Genomic DNA, 18,441 nt, shown 5'->3' with positions numbered 1-18,441 from the left:
AACAACATGGAATTGAGCCATAAAACAGGCAGAAGTACTAATATACACTATTTCCGATAATAACATTTACCGGAAATAGCAGAGATTGTTTACTCTTGTTGTTGCTCTGTAGTTTTCTTGCTGATATTTCCTTACGCCATTCAGCGCTATGTATCTGCACGACATGAAATGGCGCCGAGTTTTTCTCAAACGTTTTCTTTCTAAACCATTCTTTCCAAATAATGTTTTATTGTCGCGTTTGCCCTAGCCATTTTATCGACTAACGATTGTTTGCCGCCTGCTTTAATTTTTCAGTCAGCTGATGCAGTGAGCTAATTTGGTATGTTGGTACAATGTGTTCTGGATGAGTTTTGTTATGATGATTTAACCAGCAGGTATCAAGTTGTGCGTTAATGCCACCCAAAATATCTGATTCAAGTGTATCGCCAACCATTAAGACTTTCTTACGATCTGGATTACCCATTTTCTCAAGTGCATGATTAAAGATCCCTACATGAGGCTTAGCAATGCCAACTTCTTCAGAAATAATCACATGAGGAAAATACCGATCAAATTTCGTGCGCTCTAAACGTACTTTTTGCAGTTGTGTAAATCCATTGGTAATAATCGCCGCTTTAATCTGATGGTCAACCAAATGCGTCATTAGCGCTTCAGCGCCTGGTAATGGTTTGCAAATATCTGCCATGGATTCTAAAAACTGATGATTAAGCTGATGTGCAGGAATTTGTAGCCGATCTGCCCATTGTTGAAAGCGCTGAGTTTGCAGTTCTTTCGCCGTTACCTTGCCATCTTGGTATGCCACCCATAGTGGTTTATTGATGCTTTGGTACTCGTCAAAATCATCTGCACTAAAAGTAACGTCGTATTTTGACAGCATATGGCTTAAGCCTGAGAAATTATCAAAGTGGAATAAGGTCTCATCAGCATCAAAGATAATCCATTCGTAATTCATTTATCTATTTTATCCTTGTAAATATAATTCTGGGTGTAATATTGGCGAAAGTATTAAAATAATCGCCTGTGTATATACGCTTTCTCGGGTAGCTCTATGGTTGGTGAGCAAGCCAATCGCTCCACCTTTTTGTTTTATATTATCTACTTGAAACAAGTCATCCATCACATCGCCAAGCTCTTCACCATTTTTTAAACGCAAGTAAACGGTAGTTGGTAGCGGTAAGTTCGCGGACCGGCCAGTGTGTATTTTTCCATCGCGACCTGCAATAGCAACGTAGGCAAATGTTGCAACGCCCTCCTCAAAATCATCAACGCCTCCTTCCATCGAGACAAAATAATCTTCTTCTTGATTGCTATCATGAGCGTAGCAATAGCGGATTCGATTTTGTGCCCCAAGACGTGTTTCACTTTCTGTCATTGGTTGATCCGCAACCCCAGAATCCGTTTCCATCCCCTCACAGTGTATTGTGTGAGTAGGAAACACTTGGCTAAAAGCCTGATGGGCAGCGGTAATTTTGACAGGATTTTTCGATGCGACACGAATTCTAATAACGATATTGGTCATATGATAAGCTCCTTAAAAAAACAAAAGCCGCAATCAATGATTGCGGCTTTGGGTAGCTCAATAGGCTCTAGGCTTGAGCATTGATGATCGGTGTTGGGCAGACTACGTCGGCATTTTGTGCTCGATGCCGCAGTAAATGATCCATAATCGTCAAAGCAACCATAGCCTCAGCAATCGGTGTGGCTCGAATACCAACGCAAGGATCATGCCTTCCTTTGGTTACCACCTCGATAGCCTCACCTGCTCGATTAATACTTTTACCCGGAATAGTAATGCTCGACGTTGGCTTCAATGCCATATGAACAATGATATCTTGTCCTGATGAAATCCCACCTAATACGCCGCCAGCATGATTACTTAAGAAGCCTTCTGGCGTCATTTCGTCACGGTGTTGACTGCCTTTTTGTTCAATAACATCAAAGCCATCGCCGATCTCAACGCCTTTTACCGCATTGATGCTCATGATGGCTTTAGCGATATCTGCATCCAATCGATCGAAGACAGGGGCGCCTAAACCAGGCATGACGTTTTTCGCAATGACGGAAATCTTCGCGCCAATAGAATTCCCTTCACGACGTAATGCAGTCATGTATTCTTCTAGCTCGGGGATGGCATCTGGATCCGGGCTAAAAAAACTGTTGTCGTAGACTTGGCTTAAATCTTTCACTTCAAGCTTGATCGGACCAAGTTGTGATAAAAAGCCTTGGATTTCGATGCCAAATTGCTGTTTTAGATATTTTTTAGCAATCGCGCCGGCAGCCACACGCATGGCTGTTTCACGAGCTGAAGAACGACCACCACCACGATAATCGCGGAAGCCGTATTTTTGATCGTAGGTGTAATCTGCATGAGCAGGACGAAATGTATCTTCGATGTTACCGTAATCACGTGAGCGTTGATCGGTGTTTTCAATGATCAAACCAATCGGAGTACCTGTCGTTTTGCCTTCGAAAACACCAGACATAATTTTCACTTCATCGGCTTCACGACGCTGAGTTGTGTGCTTCGAAGTTCCAGGTTTACGCAGATCAAGATCGCGCTGTAGATCGGCTTCACAGATTTCTATACCGGGTGGGCAACCATCGACAATAGCACCCAACGCTAGACCGTGACTTTCACCAAATGTGGTGACTTTAAAAAGTGTTCCAAATGTATTACCAGACATAATGCTACTTTTGCTCGTGTAATAGTTGGTTTAGTTGTTCTTTGGTCAGGATGAAAACGCCGTTTCCACCCTGCTCTAATTCGACCCACATAAAAGGAGTATCTGGGTAAGCCGCTTGCAAAGCGACCTCGGTATTACCTACTTCGTATACTAATATACCGTCATCATGCAAATAATGCGCGACCTGAGCCAAAAACTTATGGGTAAAGTCGAGACCATCTTCACCAGACGTTAACGCCAGTTCCGGTTCATTATGAAATTCTGCAGGAGCTTGTTGAAAGTCATCCTGATCAACATAAGGAGGATTACAGATGATCAGATTGTATTGTTTGCCAGCTAGGGCTGAGAACATATCTGAATGAATGGTTTGTACGCGATCTTCAACTAGGTGGCGTGTGATGTTTTCATTGGCAACGGCAAGTGCGGCTTCACTGATATCGCTAAGATCCACACTGGCATCATCAAATACCAATGCCGCTGTAATGCCAAGGCAACCACTGCCTGTGCACATATCTAGAATAGTAGCTGGATATTGATTCAACCAAGGCGCGAACTCACTCTCAAGAAGAGACATGATCGGTGATCTTGGGATCAAGGTGTCTTTTGTTACTTTAAACGGAAGCCCCATAAACCATGCTTCACCCAATAAATAAGGCAGAGGTTCACGCTTATTAATGCGTTGGTCAATGAATTTTAGAATACGTTTTTTTTCATTGTATGTTAGCGCGCAATCTAACATAGTGCGGTCAAAATCTAAGGGTAAGCTCAATGACCCCATGACCAAATGAACGGCTTCGTCCCAAGAGTTGTCGGTACCATGACCATAAAAAAGATCCGCCTTTTGGAAGCGGCTATAGGTCCAGCGAATAAAATCTTTAATGGTGTTTAAGTCGCGAACTGCGGATTGTCTACTGCTCATTAGAATTCGGCCATGTATGGGGTAAAACAAAAGTACATTATAGCCTTTATTAGTTCTCGCCTCTATCCTTGATCTGGATACGAGCAACGGATTGCGCTAATTCTTCCATCTGTTGATGAAGCTTATCTAAATGGCTTTCTTGAGAGGATTTTTGCTGATCTTTTACCTCTTTAAGCTGTGCGTTAAGTGCCGCATTTTGCTCTTCAAGGCTGGCTACTTTATTATCTAGTTTGGCGAGATCAACGGCTTTTTGCGATAAGTTTAATTGCATTTCGTCACGCTCTTTTTGTGTTTGCTTGAGCTGACTGTCGATGACTTTATTATGGGCAGCCATGTCTTCATTGTGCTGGACTGTCATCTGATGCTTCTCTGTGAGCATTTTATAATTGTTTTCTAATTGCTGTTTTTCTGCACTTATTAGCGTTAACGATTCTTGAGCTTCGCATAAGGCTGCACTTAATGAAAGATACCCTTGGTGAGTAGCGCTTTCTTTTAAGGCTTGCTGATTTTCAAGGTCTACCTGCTTTTCATCTAATAGAGTGCCGAGGGTTTGAGTGATCTCGCGGGAAAAATGATTAAACGCAGGCAGCAAAGCATCGTTAAGCTCTTTCAATTGATGCTGCTGATACTCTTTGTAGAGCTCTTCCCATTCACTGATCGCATTCAATAATGTGGTATTTGATGCGTGCCGACCATCTTTCTTAAGAAAATAATCCGCAATTCTTGGAATGTTAGGAAAATGATTTTGTTCCAATAAGTCCCAACAAGCCTGATGTATTTCTTCTCTTGCAATGTTTGCTTTACGAGCCATCTTGAAGCCTTAATAGAGTTAATGATCAATTAAGTCATTATATTATCATTTTTATCTTTTGTATTTATTTAACTCAGTATTTATTCTGCTTAATACAAGACATAGCCAATATAATAAAGCCCCTGATTTACAGAGGCTTTAGAAGTGACTTATTCGCTACTGATTTTAAGGACGCTATTGAAGAGACACTGTGCTTAATATTTTAGTGGCAAATTCAACACCAAATTTCTTAGCCACTGTTTCCCAAGGATCCTGTTGCGGAGCATAAATAACATGGGTCGCATCAGGAAAGCGCTTTTTCAAAAGATCATGAGCACTTGATAATCCATCAATTAAACCAATTTTTTGAGCCTGCACACCAGTGAATATCATCCCAGAAAACACGTCATCCGTAATTTTTAATCTATCGCCACGACCCACTTCTACAGCATGAATAAATTGCTGATGGGTTTCATCCAATACGGCCTGCCATTTTTGCTTACCCTCTTTACTCATAGGCACAAAAGGATCAAGAAAATCTTTATTTCGACCTGCGGTAAAAGTACGACGCTCAACACCAATTTTTTTCATTAAACCACTTGCATCCCAGCCGGATGAAATAACACCAATAGAGCCCACTAAACTGGCTTTATCAGCATAAATTTCATTCGCCGCTGAGGCTATGTAATAACCACCTGATGCTGCCATATCTTCCACCACAACAATGACTGGAACGGCTGGATATAGCTTTTCTTTTTGACGAATAGCATCATAAATAATTCCTGCATGAACAGGGCTGCCACCAGGGCTATTCATTTCAATAACGACCCCTTTTAAGTTGGCATTTTTATAGGCGTCATCTAATAGACTAACGTACTCTGACGCTTGAATCTCGGCACCAGCACCAATAACACCACGCATTGGAATGATAGCAACGATATTTTTATCTAAACTGCTTGTGTCTAACTGAGACCGCCCAATACCCACCCCAATGACTGCCAAAATAATAAAGAGCGTAGTGAAGCGAAAAAAGATTCTCCAGCGACGCGCTCGTCGTTTTTCAATAACGCTCTCGCTTAGTGTTTTTTCCAGTAACAACCAAAGCTTAGAGTCAGTCTCATTATCAGTATTTTGACTAGGCTTTTCTATCTGATGAGATGCCTCTTGTTCAACACCAGACTTGTTATTTCTATCTTGATCTTCTGTCCAACTCATGGGTTTTTTAGTCCTAAAACAGCGGTTAATTGTTTAATATCATTGATGATTGCAAAAGGATTGCAGGCTTTTAATCTGTCTTGGTGGTGCGCTCCGTAAGTTACCCCCACACTTCTCATTCCCGCATTAGTGGCCATATTAAGATCATATTCGGTATCACCAATCATAATGGCATCGTCTGCTGAGATATTAAGTTCTTCTAGAATTTGCTCAAGCATTAATGGATTGGGCTTAGAAACAGCCTCATCAGCACAACGCGAAGTAACGAAAAAGCGGTTTGTTTGCGTCAACGCCATGACTCGATTCAAACCTCGGCGAGTCTTTCCGGTGGCAACAGCCAGTTTAAGGCCTGACTCTTGTAACGTGTTGAGCAACTCAAACACGCCATCATAGGCATTAGGTGGTGTTTGATCATTTTTTACATAAATATCTTTATAATGGTCGGCGAGTTGCGCTCGGTGCACACTATCAAGCTCCGGCCAAACCGTACTAATCGCTGTATCAAGTGACAAACCTATAATGTTTTTAATGTCATCATAATCTCTTTGAGGCGCTTTAACACGAGCTCCCGCTTCCAACATGCTATTACAAATTCCTGCTATGGAATCGAAAAGAGTGCCATCCCAATCAAAAATCACTAACTTAACCATGCAATACCTCTTAAGAATGATGCGACAAGAGTGTAACATAGCGAAAATTTGTAAGATAAGGATTAGCAATGACTTCTGGCTTCACATTAGAACAACTATCAATCGACCAAACTATTGAATATCGAAAAACTGTAACCGAGGATGATGTGCATACGTTTGCCGCCGTAACTGGCGACTCTAACCCTGTTCACCTGGATGCGGAATACGCAGCGACAACGTCTTTTGGTAAGCAAATAGCCCACGGCATGCTTTCAGCTGGCTTTATTTCTGCCGCTATAGGCACTCAACTACCTGGGCCTGGTTGTATCTATCTAGAGCAAAGCCTAAAGTTTCGTGCGCCTGTTTTTATTGGTCAAGAAGTGGTGACTAGGATCACAGTGACTGAAATTAACGAACGCCGCCGACGAGTAACATTAAAAACAGTGTGCGAATGCGAAGGCAAAGCCGTTGTTACTGGTGAAGCGACCGTTATGGTTCCAGCAGCAGAATAAATATATAACTCCGTTATGGGAGTGACATAGCGTATTAAATACATCGTCGCTTTCATAACGACTCGCTGTTAAACGAATATGGTTACTTTATCAGCACCGTTCTAAATAGATATTGGCTAACTTACTTAAAGGCTTGATGGTTAAATACGCATTAAATCACTTATTAGATAAATAGATTTGAGTTGTTCCTTCTTCTTGTACCTTATAATGGATAAAAAAGTATTTGATGGTGTAAAAACGAGGCAACGCTTAAAAAACACTGGATTTATTTACACAGTAGAATATATTTAATGATATAAATCATGAGTTAAGGCTTTATATGAATTCCCAACTACTTATCATTATGGTCGTTATCGCATCGTCTTTATTGACGTTGACTGAGCGAACCAGTGCACAAGAGATAAGTAAGCAGCGCTGGATGCCGACAACGGCTCAATTATGCAGCGAAGAAGCGACTCAAGAATTAGATGTTGACCCAATAAATGACAGCTATTCCTCATCCTATTGGTTTTTAACGACACCAACAAAAAATAGCAGCAACTTACTTGCTATATACAACCACCCTACTCGGGCCTTACCCTCTAAGCTAATCCAACCAAGAGCCCCACCGTCTTTTTTGATATAACCTACAAAACACTTTATTTTAAAATTTTTGGAGATTTATCATGAAAACACTTACTTATGTTTCTACTAAAGACGTTAACGCTTTGACGCAACCTGTGACTATTGAAAATACAAACTTGTATTCTCCTGCACTTAGCGTGTTTACCGATTTCAAAACGTCAGCACCTCGCGTCATTGAATCTAATACTCGTGCCGATGAATTGGTTCGATTGATGAGAAAAGAACACGTTCGAATGAAGATTGTTATTAATACAAGCGGCGCTTTCGAAGGTGTTATTAGCTTAGAAGACCTTTCAGAAAGAGCTTTTGTTAAACAAGTGGCCAATGGTTACTCTCGTTCAGAGCTTATTGTTGATGATTTAATGCGTCCAAAAGAAAATCTATTGGCATTGTCTTATAACTCTTTGAAAAACTCAGACATTGAATCTTTACTATTTAGCCAAAAAAATAATGAGCATCAGCACCTTTTGGTTATTGATGAAAGCAACCATTCTATTAGAGGGATTATTTCTTCTAGTGATATTGCACGTCAATTAAAATTAGATATTGATGTTACGCTAACAAACTTTGCTAATATTTATAAAATCGCTCTACTTGGCGAAGCACACTCAGCAAGTAAATTACAGGTAGCGTAGTTTTTTGCGCCATAAGGCGCTCTCTACTGACTGAAAACGAAAGCCCTATCTTTCTATGTTGAGAGATGGGGCTTTTTTTACTTTATTTTTTTTGAATCCAGTAATAGAAAAAGCCATTTTCTTGAGTCTGATCGACTAGAGAATGGCCTAAAAAATTGCAAAATTTAGGAATGTCTCTTGCCGTTGATGGATCTGTCGCAATAACCTTAAGCACCTCTTTCGATGCCATTTTTCGTATTTCCACATGCAGCATCATGACAGGTTCTGGGCACAACAGCCCAGCTGTATCTAACTCTAGTTGGTGACTCATGGCTAAAACACCTTTGAATGAATAATTATAATCATTATAAATCAATCAGAATTAACTCGCTAACCCATGACGCTGAAGCCAGTCTTCCACTACATTTGAAATATTTTCAATCACATCTTCCGTCTTTAAATTTTGTTTTTTTAAAGTTTTAAAATCATGATCCGCACCCTCAATCCAATGCACCTCAATGTGCTCATTTAGAGTTTGATTGTTTACCCAATCAGGCTTTCCCAGTGAGTCTCTCGTGCCTTGTATGATCAAACAGGGAGCCACAACGCCTTCCAAAAAGGACAGCCTATGCTTTTCAGGTTTTCCTGATGGGTAAAAAGGAAACCCAAAACAAATTATTGCACGAACATTTTCTTGATGAGAAAGCTGAGTCGCGACTCTTCCCCCCATGGATTTACCCGCCACAATGACGGATTCTTCAAATTTTATGGCTTCAATGAATTCAGGTACTAACGTTTTGAAGCGAGGCGGTGGACGTTTTTTACCACTAGATTCCTGTTCTGTCATATATTTAAAGGTAACAGGGACGACAGATCTACCATGCTTATCAAGGGTCATTTCACTGAAAACCTTTAAAAAACCACTCGACTGATGACCCGCTCCTGCACCATGTGCAAGATAAATAGGTATTTTTGAAACAAGGGAACTCGTCATAAAACAACCTAGCATTAACGGTTAATTAAAGAATGGTATTTAAGCAGAATCATCAAGACCTTAGAAGTAAATATACTAAAGAGATTGCAGTGCCGAAATTCTTAATATATGGGAGAAGCATCCCTTACGCTATCAAAAACGTTGACTTATATCATGAGGCGGCTGTAAGTCTCAGAGTAAACTTCGTATTAGAAATTTTAATAGGAAGAAATCATGATTTGGGATCAACCTCTCATTACCAAATACAATTTATCTGGGCCTCGTTATACCTCTTATCCAACCGCCCCACAGTTTGATGCTAACATTAGTAAAATAGCCTTGATTGATAAAATGCTATCACCAAGCCATGCTCCTATTAGCTTGTATTTTCATATTCCGTTTTGTGCGCATCTTTGTTACTACTGCGCTTGCAATAAGGTCGTCACAAAACAATACGATAAAGGCGCCGAGTACGTTGAGTTACTTGAAGAAGAAATGCGTTTAAGAAGCCTAATGCTTGATAAAAATCGTCCAGTGACTCAACTTCACTTTGGTGGAGGCACTCCTACCTTTTTGTCCGACGAACAGTTGAAACACTTATTTTCTGCCATAAACCATCATTTCAACTTAGTTCAAGATGGCAGCCAAGATTACAGCATTGAAATAGACCCAAGAGAAATCAGCCATTCCAAAATGAAACTACTAGTCGAAAATGGCATTAATCGCATCAGTATTGGAGTGCAAGACTTCGACAATGAAGTACAAAAAGCAATACACCGAGTACAACCTGTAGAAATGGTTCGAGATTTACTCAATGACGCTCGAGACCTAGGGGTCTTATCCGTTAACTTTGACCTTATATATGGACTTCCTAAACAAACTATTTACGGTTTTAAGAGTACGCTAGAAAAAGTCATCGAACTGAACCCTGATCGTATTTCAGTTTTCAACTACGCACATTTACCTGAACGCTTCAGAGCTCAGCGTCGAATATTAGACAGTGATCTCCCTTCACCAGAAGGTAAATTGAATTTATTGAAACTGTCTATAGAATTATTAACCCAAGCTGGCTATGAATATATTGGAATGGATCATTTTGCAAAACCTACTGATAGCTTAAAAATAGCGCAAGAAAAAGGTGAATTGCAAAGAAATTTCCAAGGGTATACTACCCACGCTGAAACCGATCTCATCGCCTTTGGCGTGTCCGCGATTAGTCATCTGAAAGGTGTATACATCCAAAATCATACGGATTTATCGCTTTATCAAAACAGCATCGAAAATGGTCAATTGGCCATTATGAAAGGGTATATTAGCAATGAAGATGATCTAATTCGTCATCACACCATTATGGCATTAATTAGCCAATTTGAACTCGATAGTAGAACCATTGAACAAAAACACGCTATCCACTTCAACAACTATTTTCATGATGAAATACAGCAATTAAGAGCGTTAGAAGAAGATGGTATTGTTGAAATTGAACAGATTGAAGAACATACTATCATTAGAGTAACAGAGCGTGGACGCTTGCTAATTCGCTGTGTTTGCATGGTATTTGATAAGTATCTAGGCAGCGCAGTAAAGTACTCTAGGGTAATCTAATAAATCGAAGTCAGGGAGATCTTTATGTCAATCGTACACGCCCAATCAAGGTTCACCAGTAAGCTAACATCTCAATGCCAGAATTGCAGCTTAAGTGCATTGTGTTTACCCATCGCATTAGCTGATGAAGATATAAACAGATTGGATCAAATTATTGAAAGGAAGCGTCCATTAAAGAAAGGGGAAATTCTCTTTCATCAAGGTCAAACCTTTGACTCTGTCTTTGCCGTTCGAACAGGAACGCTCAAAACATTCAATATTACCTCTTCAGGTGAAGAGCAAATCACAGGCTTTTATTGTCCGAGTGAGCTGGTTGGTTTGAGTGGCATTGATAACGATACTTACCCTATTACCGCCAAAGCGTTAGAAACAACCACAGTCTGTGAAATTCCATTTAGCCACCTAGAAAACTTAACCGCACAAATCCCCTCTTTAAGGCATCAGCTTTTTAGAATAATGAGCCGAAAAATCAGTGAAGACCAACAAATGATGGTTTTACTAGGTAAAAAGAATGCAGATGAAAAAGTCGCTTCATTCCTTTTGAACCTTTCTAGTCGTTTCAAAAAACGCGGTTATTCTGCTATTTCTTTTCGTTTAGCAATGTCCCGTGGAGAAGTTGGCAATTATTTGGGCCTTGCCGTTGAAACCGTTAGCCGTGTGATAACCCGCTTTCAAAAGAACAAGCTGATTGAAGTGGATGGTAAAGAGATAACCATTACTGATCTTGCGGAAATACAAAAGTTAGTGGGGATAGCGGATGATTGTGCTAGACTCGCCGATTTGAACAAATAGAAAAAGGCTCTTTTATCCTATGCTTTACGATGATTTTTACGTCAAGTCATTAATTCGTACCGTTGAAGACTGGCCTAAAGCCGGTATCAGCTTTCGCGACATCACCCCAATTTTTAGTGATCCTAAAGGTATGCGGATGGTAGTTGATGCCTACGTGCACCGTTATATTGGCAGCGATATTACTCATATTGCCTGCATTGATGCGCGTGGCTTTTTAATCGCGGCTGTCTTGGCTTATGAATTACAAAAACCATTGATCTTGATCCGTAAGAAAGGCAAATTGCCTGGCAAGACCATTTCACAATCCTATGATTTGGAGTACGGCTCTGCTGAGCTTGAGATTCAAGAAAATTCGGTAAAAGCAGGTGATCAAGTGTTATTGTTTGATGACTTAATTGCTACCGGTGGAACATTGCTTGCAGCGGTTGCGTTACTGACCAGTCAAGGTGCGAATATTAAAGAAGTTGCCGCTATTATTGATTTACCCGACCTTGGTGGCAGCCAGAAACTACAGGATAACGATCTATCTATTTTTAGCTTATGCGCTTTTTCCGGTGAATAAAGGCTAATTAGCCCTTATACAAGATAAAATTTAGTTAATAAAAAAGGTGGCCAAGATGGCCACCTTTTTTATATCAAACTACTCACTTAGAAAGCAACAGAAGCACCGATACTTAGGCCATCACTTGTTTCGCGACGCTCGCCATTTGTATAAACCGACACAGTACTGCCGTAACCAATATAAGCTCGGGTATTTTGTGTGGTCATGTATTCGCCACGGACATCATATGTGTACATGTGATCCAATCGTGATACAGACAACACCGTTGGCGCATAGTAACCAGAAGCGTAAAAACTTAAACGGTTTGCCATAGGGAATGTGTAGCGGTACCAGCCACCCAATGCCGTAGCAACGGCAATCTCATCATTTTTCCCTTGCATATTGTTATCAAGAGCATAGATGCGAACACCCAACCCAATTTGCAAAGGGCCACTCGTGTCTGAATCTTGAATATTGATACCAACATAAGCTGAAGAAGTTTCATTATCAGCATCATGAGTACCACCACCACTAATAGAAAAAGGGCCGGCATCAATAGCAACGTCCGCTTTCACTAAATCATTAGTCAAACTTACACCCGCAGTAGAAGCAAAAACCATGGATGAACTCAAAATACCTGCGGTAAGCAGTAAGGCTTTATTTGTTAGATTCATTTGCACTAATCCTATATTGATACAATGTTTAACTTGTTAAAAGCATCTTCAGATTGCTTTAAATCTTTAAAATTAAATAATTCGTTATCAGCAAGATGCGAAGGAACGACATTCTGCATAGCAGTAAACATAATATCCGTCCTACCTGGATAATCTCTATCCCACTGCTGAAGCATATCCTTTACTACTTGTCTTTGAAGATTCTTTTGGGAACCACATAAGTTACAAGGAATAATCGGATACGATTTAGCGATAGAAAACGCCTCAATATCTTTCTCTTTGCAGTAAGCTAGAGGGCGAATAACGACATGCTTGCCATCATCGCTTAATAGCTTAGGTGGCATAGACTTCAACTTACCACCAAAAAACATGTTTAAAAAAAGCGTTTCTAATATGTCATCTCTATGGTGACCAAGTGCTATTTTGGTAGCTCCAATTTCTTCTGCGAAACCATAAAGAGAGCCCCTTCTTAAACGTGAACATAAGCCACACGTGGTTTTCCCTTCTGGAACGATTTCTTTAACAATACTGTAAGTATCACGTTCTAAAATATGAAAATCGACACCCTGCTCTTCTAAATACGCAGGCAATATATGTTCAGGAAATCCGGGTTGTTTCTGATCTAAATTAACCGCTACAATTTCAAAACTAATTGGAGCGCTAGCTTGCAGGTTACGAAGGATTTCAAGCATTGTATAAGAATCCTTCCCTCCTGATAAACACACCATCACTTTATCACCCTCTTCAATCATATTGAAGTCGGCAATTGCTTGGCCAGTGAGTCGTCGTAACCGTTTGTGGAGTTTATTAAGCTCCAGTTTTTCTTTAGGTTTGTTAGTTAGATCCATGATACACACGCTGTAAACGAAATGCGGCTATCTTACTATACTGACCGCGAACCCGCATCAAAAAATGAGCACTCTCTCTTAACGATTCGCTTATTAAGAATGCTGCGCTAAAAAAGAAAGCGATGAACGACAAAGCTTACAGATATATTGAGTGCCCTTTTGTGCGTTATTGTGCCTTCGTATGGTGAATACGTGCTGCTGACATTGACATTGATAGGTGTACGATTGCTTAGGCAGAGGGATGTCAAAGTTGTGTGTTCTATTAGGTTCAAGGTGATAAATTTTCTTCATAACGGCCTGCCATTCTTTACCATGGGGCCTTACCTTATTACCGTAAATTTGATACACAATAATATGGGCAACTTCATGAGGGACTACTGTCTCGATAAACAAGCTCTCATCTTGCTGATACATAAAATAATTAAACCTCAATTCATTTTTATGTAAGTGAGCAGTGCCTGCCGCCTTCCCTTTCTGCTTAAAGTTCGAAGTAGGATGATCAAAGTGCTTCCCAAAAAAAAGCGTCGCTTTTTTCATACAATGAGACACTTGAGATTGAACCTGTTGAATGGATGACGCTAAATCATGGGACTGAAGAGAATACGATTTGTTAGCCGACACAATCTTTCTCCTGCACTTCCTCAACACGACTTAACAGGGAGATAAGCGATTCGCTAAATGGTGCGATAATTTCTTTCGACAATCCTGTTAGACGGCTTAATGACGCAATAGTGGTAGGCTTATGTTGATACACTTTCCTTAATTGTCCATCGCTCAACACGCTATTTTTTTGAGTCAATTTCCAGCTCATAAGTTGGTGCCAAGTCGCGGTCTCCTTGATGGCGCTTTCATTATCAAGTGTGGGGTAATACCTTTCTTGAGCAAGTAAAACCTGTATTTGAGACTTTAGTATGCCACGAGACTTTTCTTTTAAATGAATGCAAAATGTCACTGCTTGATTAAGTTCAATGTAATCAAAGGCAATTAAATGGCGAATGACAGATTTCCACTGAGCCTCGTTAAGCTCCTTTCCTTTACCAAACAAAGCAAGTCGCTCGCCTTGCATGGCCAATACACTTTTTGTTCTCTTGCCCAATAAAACTTGAATGAGCACTGAAAATGGCTGAATGCCTTTTGTATGGTAAACCAAGGAAAGTAACTTTTGACTTGCTATCGTGACATTTTGCTCAGATGTTGGCGCGAGACAGCGATCGCAATTTCCACAGGCTTCTGAGGCTTCCCCAAAGTGAGCAAGTAAATTCTGACGACGACAGCCACGACTTTCAATGACTTTGAAAAAGGCATTTAACTTGGGTTTTCTTTCATCGCCTGACTGATTTTGAAAAGCGTTAAGTTGCTGGGCTTTTAACATGTCTTGAAGGCCATATAAAAGCAGCGCTTTAGCGGGCTGATTATCTCGCCCTGCGCGGCCTATTTCTTGAAAATAGGACTCGGGGCTGTCTGGTAAGTCAACATGGATAACAAAACGAATGTGAGCAATATCTATGCCCATTCCATAAGCGGTAGTCGCTACCATAATCAAACCGGACTCAGTTAAAAACCGCTTATGATTTGTCTGTCTATCACTGTCACTCATGGCCGCATGATAAGCAAGACTCGGTAATCCCAAGGTGTTTAACCAAGAGGATAACTCCTCTGTTTTTTTTCGTGAGCGACAATAAATGATCCCACTTTGGCCAGCCATTTCATTATGCAAAAAAAACAATATCTGTAGTTTGGCTTTTCTTTTTTGTGCGATCTGAATTTCGATATTTTTCCGATCAAAACTTCCCTTCAACACCAACGCATCGTTCATCTGCAAGGATGATTGAATCGTCTTTATCGTCAACTCATCGACAGTGCCTGTTAGCGCTATGATTGGAACCTTTGGAAAGGCTTCTCTTAACTGACCTAATTGACTGTATTCTGGCCTAAATGAGCCTCCCCATTGAGTAATACAATGAGCTTCATCAATAGCAAACAATGAAATAGACATTCCATGTAGAAAACTAATAACAGAAGGTTGAACCAATTTTTCAGGAGACAGAAAAAGTAAATCTATATGATTATTGCGAAGAGCCCAAAGGAGATTTTCGTGTTCATTAGGGTTTAAATTGGAATTTAGAAAGTAGGCATTAATTCCTTTCTTCCTCAGGTCTTCAACTTGTTGAGACATCAGAGCAATCAAAGGGCTAACGATAACACCAATACCCTCTCTAATAATGCCAGCACATTGATAAACAAGGGACTTGCCCCCACCCGTTGGGGCAGCCAACAATACATCGTCGCCGGAGCATAGAGCATCTATGGCTTCTTCCTGTAAAGGAAGATATTCGAGATAGCCTAGCTTTGATAAAATAGATTTCTTTTGAGTCATGGTAGAATTATCTCTTAACCATGTTGATTGTGCATCGATTTTTAGCGGTCTTTTCGCTAGAATCGCAGACTTATTTAGTATTAGGAATTAAACAATGGCAAACCAACCTCTTGATGATCTTGAGTTAGACACATTAGAAGCTTTTTTGGAGTCAGATCGGGTTCATGAAGAATGTCAAAACTTCGTTATGGCTCACGGCTTTTTAACAGCATTAGCGATTTGTCCTATTACCATCTCCGAAGAGCAATGGCTCCCCGTTATTTTTGAAGACACGCCAAAATTTGAAAGCGAAAAAGAAGAAAAACACATTCTTCAATTGTTAAGCCGACTGTCACTAGAGATCCAAAAAGAGCTTGAGTCTGAAGACGAATTTGTTATTCCTTGTGAGATCGAAATGGGCTCTTCTGCAGAAGAACTCAGCGAATTACAAGAATGGACAACGGGCTTCATGGAAGGTGTTTTCATGACAGAAAAGCACTGGTTTGATTCTGAAAAAGAAGAAGTGATTGCAGAGCTATTACTGCCTATCATGGTAGCGTCTGATCTTTTTGATGATGAAGAAGTGGTTCAGATACGCCAAAGTGAAAAGCTCACTAAATCTTGCATTGATCAAATTCCTGACGTGATAACGGATCTTTTTCTTGTGCTACGAACTGAGCCGGAAAAACGCGCTCCAGCAAAATCAAAGCATGCTGGCAACAAGCAGAATACCAATAAAAACAAGAACAAGAAAAAACGCTAAGACGAATAATATACAGAAAAGTCCAAACAGCACTCAATTAAAAAAGGCGGCCCATTTTTGAGACGCCTTTTTTAAACTTCTTCACCTAGAGACAGCTCTGCTTAAATAGTATTTCTAACAGCCACTAAAGTAATGTCATCCAATTGCTCTGATTCACCCTGAAAACGGGACAGATGAGCCTCCATTTCATAATGAGCCCGCAGCAAGTCATGATCATCATAACAAGAGACAATAAGTGATTCCAATGCACTTGCTCCTAACATGACCTGCTCCGTATTTTTAAGCTCTAAAATCCCATCTGAAGCGATTACCAACGTATCTCGATCATATATATAACGTGTACTTACGGTAGACTCAAATTCGGCAGCACTTAGAATACCCAGAGACATGTGCGTGGAGGTTATATGAACAATTGATTTATCGGCACGACGAATATATGCATTCGGCATTCCTCCTCCCCAATATTGCAATTTCCCCGTTGGTTCTATCAAAACAATATAAGCGGCGCAAAACATGTAATCAGGTAAAATTGTGAGCAGCATTTTATTAATCTGAATTGCAAAATCCGGCAATGGCATATTACTGTCAATGGCATCGAAAAACGCCTGAGTAACCGGAAGAGCACCAATAGAGGCGGATAAACCATGGCCGGTAAAGTCGCCAACGAAAATCATCCTTGAGCCATCTGAACGCGTACTCGCTAAGGCCAAATCTCCGTTGAAATTAGTCGCAGACAACCGCGTCATGGCTAGATTCTGACTTTGATGCTCACTCCTCGTCATAATATGATCAAGGACTTGATGAGCCATCTTATGTTCCTGCTCTATCATCGTTTGATAGTAGGTCAATTCACGATTCTTACGGTACATTTCTTGAATAAGCTGAATTTGCCTTTTGTGCGTACTAATACGAGTCCGAAAAAGCATTTCATTGAAAGGCTTAGGGATAAAGTCATCCGCACCCGCCTTGAAACACTGATTCATAACAAAGTCAGAAATATGCGAAGTCAAAAACACAATAGGAACAAAGCGCTCAGCTTCTAAGGCTTTTAGCCTTTTTGCAAGCTCTGGACCACTGCCACCTTGAAGAACCACTTCTAGTGTAACAATGTCTGGTCTCCATTCCTCATATAGAAAAATAGCATCGTCAAAGGACGCCGCTATTTTCACTTGCATGCCATCATTTTCAGCGCATAAAGAGATAATCTCTTGATAAATAGGTTCGCTGTCCACGCATAAAAGCTTCATAAATCAGCTCTTATCGTATCTCGAAGCGTTTATCAAAGCGCGAAATCATCAAAATGTTTTTGATGAAATCATTCGCACCTTTTAGTTCAATAACGCTATTTTCACCCAATGCACTTTTCATACTCAGTAACATCCCTAATGCAGCACTGTCCAAATATTCAACGCCACTAAGATCAATTGTAAAACGATCTTTCTTTCCAATAAATTCCGCATACGCTTCGCGAAACTCATGAAATAATGAAAAATCAAAACTGCCAAGAATTGAAATGCAAACCACACCAGTGTCGCTGTTTACCTTAATTGAAAGGCTCATATTGCGATCGAGTTGCTATAAAAATACATTATTAGTTCTCGCCTCCATGACACTTAGGTGACAAAGGAGCGGTGTTAGTGCGTTCAGCCCATTCCTCTATCGTATAAAGGTGTAGCGCCAAAGCATGTATCTTCATCATCTGCTCTTTTAGTGCGCCATACACAAGCTGGTGTCGCTGCACCGGCCTTTTACCCAAAAAAGCATCACTTGCCAATACCAATTTAAAATGGGATTCACTGCCCTCAGGCACATTGTGCATATAACTTTCATTTTCAAGAGATAGGAATGAGCAATCAAACGACGCTCTAATCACTTCTTCTATCTCATTTTGAATTTTCATAT

The 18,441-nt window shown here is 40.4% G+C and carries 23 protein-coding genes; 7 read left to right on the top strand and 16 right to left on the bottom strand.

The window, feature by feature from the left end; translation table 11 throughout:
• Positions 1 to 259: 259 nt before the first annotated feature.
• From yjjG to V6259_RS08685, 7 genes are all read right to left on the bottom strand, one after another.
• Positions 260 to 952 carry a pyrimidine 5'-nucleotidase gene (gene yjjG, locus V6259_RS08715; RefSeq protein WP_341584226.1) on the bottom strand — a complete coding sequence of 231 codons (693 nt, stop codon included), beginning with the start codon at positions 950 to 952 and terminating at the stop codon, positions 260 to 262.
• A 9-nt stretch (positions 953 to 961) separates the two neighbouring features.
• Positions 962 to 1,519: an inosine/xanthosine triphosphatase gene (yjjX, locus tag V6259_RS08710; RefSeq protein ID WP_341584225.1), complete on the bottom strand. Its 558-nt coding sequence runs from the start codon at positions 1,517 to 1,519 to the stop codon at positions 962 to 964.
• A gap of 67 nt (positions 1,520 to 1,586) precedes the next feature.
• Positions 1,587 to 2,684, bottom strand: coding sequence for a chorismate synthase (gene aroC / locus V6259_RS08705; RefSeq protein WP_341584224.1), 1,098 nt, complete (start codon positions 2,682 to 2,684; stop codon positions 1,587 to 1,589).
• 4 nt (positions 2,685 to 2,688) lie between these two features.
• Positions 2,689 to 3,603 carry a 50S ribosomal protein L3 N(5)-glutamine methyltransferase gene (gene prmB, locus V6259_RS08700; protein ID WP_133012920.1) on the bottom strand — a complete coding sequence of 305 codons (915 nt, stop codon included), beginning with the start codon at positions 3,601 to 3,603 and terminating at the stop codon, positions 2,689 to 2,691.
• Positions 3,604 to 3,652: 49 nt separating this feature from the next.
• On the bottom strand, positions 3,653 to 4,414 hold the full coding sequence (locus tag V6259_RS08695) for a hypothetical protein (RefSeq protein WP_341584223.1): 762 nt from the start codon (positions 4,412 to 4,414) through the stop codon (positions 3,653 to 3,655).
• A 174-nt stretch (positions 4,415 to 4,588) separates the two neighbouring features.
• Positions 4,589 to 5,608, bottom strand: a complete 1,020-nt coding sequence (locus V6259_RS08690; protein WP_341584222.1) for a S49 family peptidase — start codon at positions 5,606 to 5,608, stop codon at positions 4,589 to 4,591.
• Positions 5,605 to 6,258 carry an HAD family hydrolase gene (locus tag V6259_RS08685; RefSeq protein ID WP_341584221.1) on the bottom strand — a complete coding sequence of 218 codons (654 nt, stop codon included), beginning with the start codon at positions 6,256 to 6,258 and terminating at the stop codon, positions 5,605 to 5,607. The genes V6259_RS08690 and V6259_RS08685 overlap by 4 nt, the downstream gene beginning before the upstream one ends.
• A gap of 68 nt (positions 6,259 to 6,326) precedes the next feature.
• Here V6259_RS08685 and V6259_RS08680 point away from each other — a divergent pair, with 68 nt between their 5' ends.
• The 3 genes from V6259_RS08680 (at position 6,327) to V6259_RS08670 (ending at position 8,008) form a co-directional block, all read left to right on the top strand.
• A complete protein-coding gene (locus V6259_RS08680; protein WP_341584220.1) occupies positions 6,327 to 6,749 on the top strand; it encodes a MaoC family dehydratase in 423 nt (140 codons plus the stop codon).
• A gap of 319 nt (positions 6,750 to 7,068) precedes the next feature.
• Positions 7,069 to 7,374, top strand: coding sequence for a hypothetical protein (locus V6259_RS08675; RefSeq protein WP_133012925.1), 306 nt, complete (start codon positions 7,069 to 7,071; stop codon positions 7,372 to 7,374).
• Positions 7,375 to 7,414: 40 nt separating this feature from the next.
• The gene (locus V6259_RS08670) at positions 7,415 to 8,008 is read left to right on the top strand and encodes a CBS domain-containing protein (RefSeq protein WP_341584219.1); all 594 of its coding nucleotides are present in this window, start codon (positions 7,415 to 7,417) and stop codon (positions 8,006 to 8,008) included.
• 82 nt (positions 8,009 to 8,090) lie between these two features.
• On the opposite strand, the gene tusA is transcribed toward V6259_RS08670, so the two are convergent.
• Positions 8,091 to 8,318 carry a sulfurtransferase TusA gene (gene tusA / locus V6259_RS08665; protein WP_341584218.1) on the bottom strand — a complete coding sequence of 76 codons (228 nt, stop codon included), beginning with the start codon at positions 8,316 to 8,318 and terminating at the stop codon, positions 8,091 to 8,093.
• Positions 8,319 to 8,369: 51 nt separating this feature from the next.
• Positions 8,370 to 8,981 carry an alpha/beta family hydrolase gene (locus tag V6259_RS08660; RefSeq protein WP_341584217.1) on the bottom strand — a complete coding sequence of 204 codons (612 nt, stop codon included), beginning with the start codon at positions 8,979 to 8,981 and terminating at the stop codon, positions 8,370 to 8,372.
• Positions 8,982 to 9,194: 213 nt separating this feature from the next.
• Here V6259_RS08660 and hemN point away from each other — a divergent pair, with 213 nt between their 5' ends.
• Genes hemN through V6259_RS08645 form a run of 3 tightly spaced genes read left to right on the top strand, consistent with a single transcriptional unit; the run spans position 9,195 to position 11,919 of the window.
• Positions 9,195 to 10,565, top strand: coding sequence for an oxygen-independent coproporphyrinogen III oxidase (hemN, locus tag V6259_RS08655; RefSeq protein ID WP_341584216.1), 1,371 nt, complete (start codon positions 9,195 to 9,197; stop codon positions 10,563 to 10,565).
• Between the two features lie 24 nt (positions 10,566 to 10,589).
• Positions 10,590 to 11,357 (top strand): fumarate/nitrate reduction transcriptional regulator Fnr, encoded by a 768-nt coding sequence (fnr, locus tag V6259_RS08650; RefSeq protein ID WP_341584215.1) that lies wholly within the window; start codon positions 10,590 to 10,592, stop codon positions 11,355 to 11,357.
• 19 nt (positions 11,358 to 11,376) lie between these two features.
• Positions 11,377 to 11,919, top strand: coding sequence for an adenine phosphoribosyltransferase (locus V6259_RS08645; RefSeq protein WP_133012931.1), 543 nt, complete (start codon positions 11,377 to 11,379; stop codon positions 11,917 to 11,919).
• 86 nt (positions 11,920 to 12,005) lie between these two features.
• On the opposite strand, the gene V6259_RS08640 is transcribed toward V6259_RS08645, so the two are convergent.
• The 4 genes from V6259_RS08640 to V6259_RS08625 form a co-directional block, all read right to left on the bottom strand.
• Positions 12,006 to 12,572 carry a YfaZ family outer membrane protein gene (locus V6259_RS08640; RefSeq protein WP_133012932.1) on the bottom strand — a complete coding sequence of 189 codons (567 nt, stop codon included), beginning with the start codon at positions 12,570 to 12,572 and terminating at the stop codon, positions 12,006 to 12,008.
• Between the two features lie 11 nt (positions 12,573 to 12,583).
• Complete coding sequence (gene ttcA, locus V6259_RS08635; RefSeq protein ID WP_341584214.1) at positions 12,584 to 13,420, bottom strand: tRNA 2-thiocytidine(32) synthetase TtcA; 837 nt, start codon at positions 13,418 to 13,420, stop codon at positions 12,584 to 12,586.
• Between the two features lie 93 nt (positions 13,421 to 13,513).
• Complete coding sequence (locus V6259_RS08630; protein ID WP_240537148.1) at positions 13,514 to 14,041, bottom strand: SprT family zinc-dependent metalloprotease; 528 nt, start codon at positions 14,039 to 14,041, stop codon at positions 13,514 to 13,516.
• Complete coding sequence (locus V6259_RS08625) at positions 14,031 to 15,797, bottom strand: RecQ family ATP-dependent DNA helicase (protein ID WP_341584213.1); 1,767 nt, start codon at positions 15,795 to 15,797, stop codon at positions 14,031 to 14,033. The genes V6259_RS08630 and V6259_RS08625 overlap by 11 nt, the downstream gene beginning before the upstream one ends.
• Before the next feature lie 94 nt (positions 15,798 to 15,891).
• Between V6259_RS08625 and V6259_RS08620 the strand changes: the two genes are divergently transcribed.
• Complete coding sequence (locus V6259_RS08620) at positions 15,892 to 16,539, top strand: YecA/YgfB family protein (RefSeq protein WP_133012935.1); 648 nt, start codon at positions 15,892 to 15,894, stop codon at positions 16,537 to 16,539.
• A 101-nt stretch (positions 16,540 to 16,640) separates the two neighbouring features.
• Here V6259_RS08620 and V6259_RS08615 read toward each other — a convergent pair whose 3' ends face one another.
• From V6259_RS08615 to V6259_RS08605, 3 genes are read right to left on the bottom strand one after another with little or no spacing between them, the layout of a single operon-like run.
• On the bottom strand, positions 16,641 to 17,786 hold the full coding sequence (locus tag V6259_RS08615) for a PP2C family protein-serine/threonine phosphatase (RefSeq protein ID WP_341584212.1): 1,146 nt from the start codon (positions 17,784 to 17,786) through the stop codon (positions 16,641 to 16,643).
• Between the two features lie 10 nt (positions 17,787 to 17,796).
• Positions 17,797 to 18,099: an STAS domain-containing protein gene (locus tag V6259_RS08610; protein ID WP_133012937.1), complete on the bottom strand. Its 303-nt coding sequence runs from the start codon at positions 18,097 to 18,099 to the stop codon at positions 17,797 to 17,799.
• A gap of 31 nt (positions 18,100 to 18,130) precedes the next feature.
• Positions 18,131 to 18,439, bottom strand: a complete 309-nt coding sequence (locus V6259_RS08605) for a BolA/IbaG family iron-sulfur metabolism protein (protein WP_133012938.1) — start codon at positions 18,437 to 18,439, stop codon at positions 18,131 to 18,133.
• Positions 18,440 to 18,441: the final 2 nt, after the last annotated feature.

This window comes from Marinomonas sp. TI.3.20 (assembly GCF_038155025.1).
Taxonomy (GTDB): Bacteria; Pseudomonadota; Gammaproteobacteria; order Pseudomonadales; family Marinomonadaceae; genus Marinomonas; species Marinomonas flavescens.
The sequence above is the reverse complement of the archived record's forward strand: the minus strand, read 5'-3'. Positions and strand labels throughout refer to the sequence as shown.